9 protein-coding genes are annotated in these 8399 nt (G+C 43.3%); 7 read left to right on the forward strand and 2 right to left on the reverse strand.

The window, feature by feature from the left end; genetic code table 11:
• Positions 1 to 220 precede the first annotated feature (220 nt).
• The gene (locus IE039_RS07895; protein WP_189428997.1) at positions 221 to 1414 is read left to right on the forward strand and encodes an MFS transporter; all 1194 of its coding nucleotides are present in this window, start codon (positions 221 to 223) and stop codon (positions 1412 to 1414) included.
• Positions 1415 to 1451: 37 nt separating this feature from the next.
• Here IE039_RS07895 and IE039_RS07900 read toward each other — a convergent pair whose 3' ends face one another.
• A complete protein-coding gene (locus IE039_RS07900) occupies positions 1452 to 2225 on the reverse strand; it encodes a TIGR01457 family HAD-type hydrolase (RefSeq protein ID WP_010003068.1) in 774 nt (257 codons plus the stop codon).
• Positions 2226 to 2478: 253 nt separating this feature from the next.
• Here IE039_RS07900 and IE039_RS07905 point away from each other — a divergent pair, with 253 nt between their 5' ends.
• Together IE039_RS07905 and IE039_RS07910 are read left to right on the forward strand one after the other, a co-directional pair.
• Positions 2479 to 2886 carry a hypothetical protein gene (locus IE039_RS07905; protein ID WP_189428998.1) on the forward strand — a complete coding sequence of 136 codons (408 nt, stop codon included), beginning with the start codon at positions 2479 to 2481 and terminating at the stop codon, positions 2884 to 2886.
• On the forward strand, positions 2887 to 3681 hold the full coding sequence (locus IE039_RS07910; RefSeq protein WP_010003385.1) for a DUF6681 family protein: 795 nt from the start codon (positions 2887 to 2889) through the stop codon (positions 3679 to 3681). It abuts the gene before it with no gap.
• A 1-nt stretch (position 3682) separates the two neighbouring features.
• On the opposite strand, the gene IE039_RS07915 is transcribed toward IE039_RS07910, so the two are convergent.
• Positions 3683 to 4126 (reverse strand): GNAT family N-acetyltransferase, encoded by a 444-nt coding sequence (locus IE039_RS07915; protein WP_010003387.1) that lies wholly within the window; start codon positions 4124 to 4126, stop codon positions 3683 to 3685.
• A 59-nt stretch (positions 4127 to 4185) separates the two neighbouring features.
• Here IE039_RS07915 and IE039_RS07920 point away from each other — a divergent pair, with 59 nt between their 5' ends.
• The 4 genes from IE039_RS07920 (at position 4186) to IE039_RS07935 (ending at position 8341) form a co-directional block, all read left to right on the forward strand.
• Complete coding sequence (locus tag IE039_RS07920) at positions 4186 to 6387, forward strand: LTA synthase family protein (protein WP_373366930.1); 2202 nt, start codon at positions 4186 to 4188, stop codon at positions 6385 to 6387.
• A gap of 89 nt (positions 6388 to 6476) precedes the next feature.
• Positions 6477 to 7544, forward strand: a complete 1068-nt coding sequence (locus tag IE039_RS07925; RefSeq protein WP_029510050.1) for a glycosyltransferase — start codon at positions 6477 to 6479, stop codon at positions 7542 to 7544.
• A gap of 36 nt (positions 7545 to 7580) precedes the next feature.
• Positions 7581 to 8066 (forward strand): MerR family transcriptional regulator, encoded by a 486-nt coding sequence (locus tag IE039_RS07930; RefSeq protein ID WP_189428999.1) that lies wholly within the window; start codon positions 7581 to 7583, stop codon positions 8064 to 8066.
• Positions 8063 to 8341, forward strand: coding sequence for a hypothetical protein (locus IE039_RS07935; RefSeq protein WP_189429000.1), 279 nt, complete (start codon positions 8063 to 8065; stop codon positions 8339 to 8341). Before IE039_RS07930 ends, IE039_RS07935 begins: the two co-directional genes overlap by 4 nt.
• Positions 8342 to 8399 lie beyond the last annotated feature (58 nt).

Raw genomic sequence — 8399 nt, forward strand, 5'->3', positions numbered from 1 at the left:
CACCAATCGAGATCTTCTTACTTAATCTACGTCACTAAATTCGTTCAAGTTATTTCTTGCAATCTGCCGTTTACAATGTTTTCATGCAAGCGCACGGTGTCAAATTGAACGGAGTTTTGTAACATGGACGGCGCTAAGACCGTTCTACGTTTATCACCGTCACCAACCTAGCTGTCTTGCTGGGTTTGAACTGTCGCAATGATAAACAAAGGAACGGGAAATGGAAGAGAAGTTATTTAATAAAGGGTTTATAGCAGTTACGAGCATTAATTTTATTGTCTATCTTGTATATTACTTAATGATGGTCATTATTGCGGTGATTGCACATGAAGAACTACATGCATCGTTTGGCCAGGCGGGCGTGGCATCTGGGATATATATTATTGGAACGTTGGTGGCGCGACTCATTGTCGGCAAAGAGTTAGAGTTAGTCGGTCGTCGCCAAATTGCGCGCTGGGGGGCTGTCTTTTATCTCGTGACAACAATTGCCTACTTATTTGTGCCTAATATTTTGGTGCTGGATACGGTGCGTTTGTTGAACGGTTTTGCTTACGGGATGACTTCAACGGCCCTGAATGCCATTGTCACGGATTTTATTCCAGATAATCGACGTGGTGAGGGGATTAATTACTACGGCTTGAGCACAAGTTTGGCAGCAGCTATTGGCCCATTTGTTGGCTTAATGTTGTTGAATGCGACGAGTTTTCACTTTATTGTGCTGTTGTCAGTTGCCTTAATTGCTGCCGCAATGGTTGCGTTATTTATGATTAAAATTACGAATGTGACGCTTACTGATGCGCATCGTCAAGCATTAAAGTCATGGCAAATCTCAAGTTTTGTTGAGTATAAAGTTGGCTTAATTGCCGTAATTGGATTTTTAATGGGGTTATCATATTCCAGTGTTTTAGCCTTTTTGGCCTCGTATGCAGAGAGTTTGAATCTAGTCGCCGTTAGTTCCTTCTTCTTTGTTGTCTATGCCGGCATTGTCACGATCACACGGCCGATGTCTGGGCGGATTTTTGATCGGTTTGGTGAAAATATGGTCATGTATCCGAGTTATATTTTCTTAACCATTGGCCTAATTATTTTAGGCTTAACGCATAATGGCGTGACCTTACTACTGTCTGGGGCATTTATTGGGCTAGGGTATGGCACATTTATGTCAAATGGTCAGGCTGTGACGTTGAAGTTAGTTTCGGCGCGTCGGATTGGGATTGCTTTATCGACTTACTTTATCGGCTTAGATTTGGGCTTGGGTGTCGGGCCTTATGCCTTTGGGGCCTTACATGCGTATGTGCCATTTAGAGACTTGTATTTCATTGCGGCAATTATACCGCTTATTTCGGCCATTCTGTATTACTTCTTTTACCGACCTGCGAAACGGCAAATAGCAGCAGACGGTTTAGTGAATTAACGTAAAAAAGCACTGTTTCACGTGAAACAGTGCTTTTTTATAGGTGCCAATCATCAAGTGAGGCGACTTCATAGGTTGGTTTTTGTGTGACTTGCGCAATTTGTTCAGGGGTTGAAACACCTGAATAGACTAGCAACGTATCAATCCCATTATTAATCCCCGCAAGAATATCTGTTTGATAATTATCGCCGACCATCAGGACGTCTTGCGGTGCAACACCCAGCCGTTGGCAAGCGCCAGTCATAATGGGTGCTTCGGGCTTGGCAATAATAATGGGCGCGGTTTGGGTTGCTGTTTGTAGCGCGCTCACCAATGTGCCAGCACCAGGTAGCATACCGGCTTCAGTTGGTAAATTGGTATCACAATTAGTGGCAATAAACAGTGCACCAGCTTGAATGGCCAAAGTGGCTTGAACCAATTTGTCATAAGTGAATTGGCGATCTAAGCCCATGACGACAACATCCGCCTGATGATCAGCCACAAGTGCGTAACCGGCGGACTGGATGGCTGTTTGCAAACCAGCTTCGCCGATGACCAAAATTTTAGCTTGATCAGGTACGTGGGTCTTGAGATAATCCGCCGTTGCCATTGCACTAGTATAGACTTGATCTGGTGTTGTCACAATCCTATGATTTTGACTTAAGTTGTCGGCAACCGCTTCAGGCGTTTTAGTTGAGTTATTTGTGACGAAGAGGTAAGGAATCTGTTGCGCACGTAACCGGTCAATGAAACGTTTGCCTGACGGATATTGTCTTGTACCTTGATAAATGGTCCCATCTAAATCAATAAAATAAGCCTGATATTGTCTCATCTGCTTTAATCTCCATTTAATTTCTAATAGTTATATTATATACATCAACAAGTGTTGATATCAAACAACGAATCAACGGACGCTCTCTCTCCAATCTCAATCTCCCTAAAAAATAAAATCTCCTAAAATATTTTATAAAAATGTCCTCCCGCAAGCAGTTGCGGGTTTTCGTTGCTTATAGGGATATTTTTACTGAGAGATAGCGTGACATGTATTGATATCAGCAGCTTTTAGTAAGGTTCTTGGGGGAATTATGACTAAGAAATATCGGACACCGCCTTTTTTAACGCCGGCGGCAATTGTGTCACTGATTATTGCGATTAGTGCGGGGAATCTTGCTGTCAATGTTGCAACTGGTACCAAAGAGGGTGGCCAAGTTGCACCACGACAAACAAGTGTGGTGTCATCGGTGACGAGTTCATCTCATGTGACTGAATCGGTTCCTAGCAGTACGTCATCATCGTCAACTAACGTGATATCCTCTTCGACTGTGACGTCATCGTTGCCAGCATCATCCTCATCATCGTCGCAACAAGCTGACGTTTCGGCAAATAGTACGCCGGCTTCGTCGTCAGCTGTCAGTAGTTCAACGTCTCAGGTACCAGACACAGCGGTGAGCGCAACGGTCCCTGAGACAACGCCGACAGGAGGTGGCCAATAAGTGTTTACGTTACTTGATTTAGTGAATAGCTATTTGGGCTATTTTTCAACGAATTCTAAAACAAAAAATCGGATTTATACGGCCGTTAGTGCTATCGGCGTCTGGTATGTGTTATATATTGCCTATCGTTTTTTGGCCAATGGGCGTTGGCTACGCGGGGCAATGATTGCCATTGTTTTTGTTATCTTGGCTTATTTTGTCGTTTTAAATATTATTTACTATTTTACAAATACTGTGGTCAAATGGGATATTTCGCCAAAAATTGAGAAAGTGTTAGGCGGCCCGCAGCTGGAGGAAGAGAAAGCGGATGTGCATGAAGTCATTGTACCCGCTAATGGGCTGTATCAACGACAACATGTGATGCTGGGTGAAGTGACGGTCAATGCCACGCAGCAAGACAATATCACGCAATTAGCCACGGCGTTGATGCAACTCGGGCTGATGAAACAAGATTATGGCCATCTTGGTGAACAGGCACAACGGCAAATTATTTTACAGCACGATGTGATTTTTGCGAATCACCCAGGCACGCTTTTACCCTATTTTGATATGGTTGAAGTCGGTGGTGACATCAAAATTATGGGGGGCATTAACCAGTTACAGGCGCGTGAACTTGGCACACTGGTCATGGTTGGGATGACGCCGGCCAATCAGGCGATGATGACTTATCGATTAGCGCTGTCATCCGTTGTGATTACTGGTGGCATGGGACATGTTGCGACGCGCACGGCGTTGCTAGCTGTCCAACAACCGTACAAGATTCAGGTCGAAGTGGCCTACGAAAAAAAGAATTGATTTACACCAATTCTTTTTTCATGTTGATATGTAAAATGTCTGCCTCGTAGAATTCATCGCCAAAAGCTTGGAAACCTAAGTTTTCGTAGAAGCCTTTTGCTTGAACTTGTGCCCCTAGTTCAAGGGCTTGGATATGGTAACCTGGGGCTAATTTTTCAATGTAGGCGAATAATTGGCGTCCGATGCCTTGACCGCGCATTGGATAAAGGGTTGCGACGCGTTGGACATGCCAAACCCCAGGTTGCTCTTCAAAAACGCGGGCCGTACCAGCCAATTTACCGTCAACATAGGCAACAATATGTAAGGCCGTTGCTTCAACTGTTGGGTTGTCTAGCTCAAGTTGCATTGGGACGCCTTGTTCGGCAACAAAAACGGTTGTGCGAATGGTCAGGGCGTCGTCATGGATGGGACCTAGCCCAATTTGATGTTTGATTTCTATTGTCATACGAGTATTATAACAAGTTTTAACGCAAGGTGTATCGCTTTATTGGTATAATGGAGATTATGAAAAATCGTGTAAAAAAAAGCTTGAAACAGTTCTGGCAGACGACATTAGCGCCAAAAAATTGGCTGCGACAACTCAATACGCGACGCGGATTTTTTGCTTGGGTCCTGACGCTGTTTACCTTAAAGACTATTTTAGCCTACGGTGTTGACTTTGAATGGTTACATGTCCAAGATCCGTTACAGGTGTTGTTAATGTTAGTGAATCCAATTGGACTTACAATGATTTTATTCAGCTTGACGTTATTTATTAAACCCAAGCAGCTCTATTACGGCACGTTGTTAATTTTAGATACGGTCTTAACGCTATTGCTGTATCTGAATGTGGTGTATTTTCGAGAATTCTCGGATTTCATGTCCATCAATACCATGCTCGGCTATAGTACGGTCAACCAAGGTGGGAAAGCAGCGGGGGCGATTGCCTTTGGCTTCCATGATATCTTATTTTGGTTAGATATTTTGGTATTACTTGGCTTAATATTGGCACGGAAAATCAAGTTAGATCCACGACCATTACCACGTTTTCAACCCTTTAAATGGCTAACAGTTGGGGTGTTTGTGCTCATGGCCAATTTGTTTTTATCCGATATTGATCGGCCACAACTGTTAACCCGCCAATTTGATCGGGAGTATATGGTTAAATATTTAGGTCTAGGACCGTTTACGATTTATGATGCCATCAATACGTATCAAACGAGTCAAGTGCGCAAAAGTGCCACACCGTCAGAGTTTACACAAGTTAAAAATTATGTAAATAAACACTATGCGGCCCTCAATCCGCAATTCTTTGGGCGTGCCAAAGGCAAAAACGTGATTGTCATTCACTTGGAAAGTTTCCAGCAAATGTCAATTGATCGTAAGATTAACGGACAAGAAGTGACGCCGTTTTTGAATAGTCTGTATCACAGTCAAAGTACCTTGGCCTTTGATAATTTCTTTAACGAAGTTGGACAGGGTAAGACCTCCGATGCGGAAAATATGCTGGAGACGTCGACGTTTGGGTTGCCGCAAGGGTCATTGTTCTCAAAGCTTGGGAATGATCAAACGTTCCAAGCGATGCCAGCAATTTTGAACCAGCGGGCGAACTATTCAAGTGCGGTTTTCCATGGCAACATTGGGACTTTCTGGAACCGTAACAATGTTTATAAGCATATGGGTTATCAAAACTGGGTCTCTGGGGATTATTTTGATTTGACGGGACAAAAGGCCACAACCTGGGGTCTGAAAGATAAACTGTTGTTCCAAGAATCAATTCCTTATTTGGAACAGTTACAGCAACCATTTTATGCGAAATACCTCACGGTGACGAACCACACGCCGTTCACGTTAGATAAAGAAGATCAAGATCCTAACTTTATCACGACCAATAGTGGGTCTAAAATTGTCGATAACTACTTTATCACGAATCACTATTTAGACCAGTCAGTGAAAGAATTCTTTGATTATCTGAAAAAATCAGGCTTGTATGACAATACTGCGGTTGTTTTGTATGGGGATCATTATGGTATCTCGAACACGGATGCGAAATATTTAGCGCCAATTTTAGGCAAAGATGAAAGCCAATGGAGTGACTTGGACAACGCGAACTTACAGCGTGTGCCATTTATGATCCATGTGCCAGGCATGACGGATGGTTATATTGATCATACCTTTGGTGGTGAAATCGATGTGGCGCCAACGCTTGAGCATTTACTCGGCATTACGACGCAGCGCTATATTCAATTTGGCCAAGACTTATTGAGTAAACAACATGAACAAATTGTGGCGTTTAGAAACAAAGATTGGATCACGCCACAGTATGCGAGTCTTTCTGGGCGTTACTGGAATGTGCAGACTAACCAAATGATTACAGAACCAACGCCAGAATTGCAGAAAACATTGGACGGTATTCAAGCAGCGGTTAACGAAAAATTAGATATGTCAGATAGTCTTAACCAGAAGAACCTGCTGCGCTTCTACACGCCAGACGGCTTTAATCCAGTTGATGCGAACAAGTTTGACTATAGTAAGCGTGCGACAATCAAACGTCTGCAAGAACAAAACAAGACATTAGGTAAAGCCTCAAAGAGCTTATTTGCCAAGAATGGCAATAAATCAACCTTGAGTCAGTATGTGACGGACGCGCCAGAATTACACGATGAAAAAACGGATTCGACGCGTTTGATGCCACGAAATGCTGATGACTGGAGTCAAAGTGAATAATACCAAATAAAAAAGCCACGGATTGCGATACGATAACGCAACGGGCTTTTTTTGATACAATAGAAATGATGTTAATTGGGAGGCATAGGATGAAGATTTTAATTGGTTTAGAAAATATTGGTTTGGGTGGCATGAAGCGGGCAACAACCGTTGTGGGGAATGCCTTAGCAGCAACCCATGATGTCACCTATTACAGTTTTTCTGATATGCCACCTTTTTATACGTTGGCGGCGCCGTTATTAGTGAGTGAGACACCGGTAACCTTAGATAATGATGCGCAACCTTTTGAACGTTTTGCGCAACAAATTCGTGAATTTGAAGCGGTTGCGCGCCAGTTTGATGTTGTGATTTTGGCAGGGGGCTTATTATCGAGTTTTGCGGCACAATTAACGTTGCCTAATACCCAATTGATTGGCTGGATGCACAATAATGTGACAACCTATCAAACGCAATATTACGCGGCGATGCAGGATGAATTTAATGCAGGATTACGGGCTTTGGATGTGATTGTGGCGTTAACGGATTCTGATTTAGCAGGTTTTTCTGCTTATAACCGGACAGTCAAAATTTGGAATCCCTTGACGATTACGCCCAGTGGGCAAGCTGATCTAAATCAGAAAGTGATCGCTTTCACGGCAAGAATTGCGATTCAGCATAAGGGGATTGATTTTGCGGTGAAACTCGCTGACAAATTACCAGCCGATTGGCAATTAGCGATTGCCGGTGGTGGTTCAGCCGAGGATATGGCAACGTTTGAAGCGCTGATTGATCAACATCAGGTCGCAGATAAAATCATTTATCGTGGGCCATTGAAAGATGATGCCTTGCGTGAACACTATCGTCAAGCAAGTTTGTTTGTTCAGACGTCACGCTGGGAAGGGCTACCATTGGTATTGGCCGAAGCGATGAGCTTTGGTTTACCAATTGCAGCGATGCGTAATACGGGGTCTGCGGAAGTATTAGCTGAAGGCGCGCATGGGATTTTAACCCCCAATGCTGATGTGGATGCATTATATACTGCGATTGAACCCTTATTACAAGATGTGGACCAACGTGCAGCCTATGCCCAAAAAAGTTTACAACGGGTTGAAGACTTTAAAATTGCGCCAATTTTGGCGCAATGGGAAGCCGTCTTTCAGCAAAAATTTGACAACTAAGTTGACAAGAATATAATACTCTTAGAGGCAAATATCATGACTGAAGAATCTCATGCGAAGCATATCGGGAAATTTAAGAAACCAACCTTTGATAATTTACAGTTTCGAATTGGTGAACTGGCACGGATGACGGGCGTATCAACGCGCCAATTGCGTTACTGGGAAAAGCAAGGCTATGTATCAGCCATTGCGCGTGACGATGAGCAAGAGTCACGACTATACGGTTTTCCAGCTTACGTTAAGGTGACGATCATTAAGCAACACTTAGATGATGGCGAGTCGTTACATGAGGCCGTACGGGCCGCTAATGAACAAATTGAAAATGTTGGTGTGATTCAACATATTATGAAAAAAGCTTTCCAAGGATTAGAGACGCACCAAGGAAAATATATGGTCAATCTGGGCTTTTTTGATGCCGAGGAAACGCAATTATTGTATGTCTCATTAGATGATAATGGGAAAGTTATCTATCATTTGGTCGCGGCTGACAAAGCAGCGCAACAAACGGACGATAAGGTATGACAACTTGGATTTATCACATGACAGTCCCAACGGTACGCGTTGGACAGTCAGTAAAAGACACTTTAAAAGCTTGGTTGATCCCGCAACGGTTACGTGGGGCTTTGCGGCAAAAACAGCACATTCACGTCAATGGGCAAGCGGTGTCCACTAATTATGTGTTTCAAGCAGGTGATCAACTTGAATTAATATTTGATGCGGCGGATTTTCGGACCAGCGAATCGCATTATACGCCAAATTCACAAGCAACGGTGCCGATTATCTTTGGCAGATTGTAAAATTTAAGTTGAACATTTAAGTGGACAGAAAAACCCATCAAGGTCTTTAATGGTGTTA

It is taken from the genome of Leuconostoc lactis KCTC 3528 = DSM 20202, from assembly GCF_014651235.1.
Lineage (GTDB): Bacteria > Bacillota > Bacilli > Lactobacillales > Lactobacillaceae > Leuconostoc > Leuconostoc lactis.

Coding starts and splice junctions, on each gene's coding strand:
- IE039_RS07895 (WP_189428997.1), top strand. CDS start 221: ATGGAAGAGAAGTTATTTAATAAAGGGTTTATAGCAGTTACGAGCATT.
- IE039_RS07900 (WP_010003068.1), bottom strand. CDS start 2,225: ATGAGACAATATCAGGCTTATTTTATTGATTTAGATGGGACCATTTAT.
- IE039_RS07905 (WP_189428998.1), top strand. CDS start 2,479: ATGACTAAGAAATATCGGACACCGCCTTTTTTAACGCCGGCGGCAATT.
- IE039_RS07915 (WP_010003387.1), bottom strand. CDS start 4,126: ATGACAATAGAAATCAAACATCAAATTGGGCTAGGTCCCATCCATGAC.
- IE039_RS07920 (WP_373366930.1), top strand. CDS start 4,186: ATGAAAAATCGTGTAAAAAAAAGCTTGAAACAGTTCTGGCAGACGACA.
- IE039_RS07925 (WP_029510050.1), top strand. CDS start 6,477: ATGAAGATTTTAATTGGTTTAGAAAATATTGGTTTGGGTGGCATGAAG.
- IE039_RS07930 (WP_189428999.1), top strand. CDS start 7,581: ATGACTGAAGAATCTCATGCGAAGCATATCGGGAAATTTAAGAAACCA.
- IE039_RS07935 (WP_189429000.1), top strand. CDS start 8,063: ATGACAACTTGGATTTATCACATGACAGTCCCAACGGTACGCGTTGGA.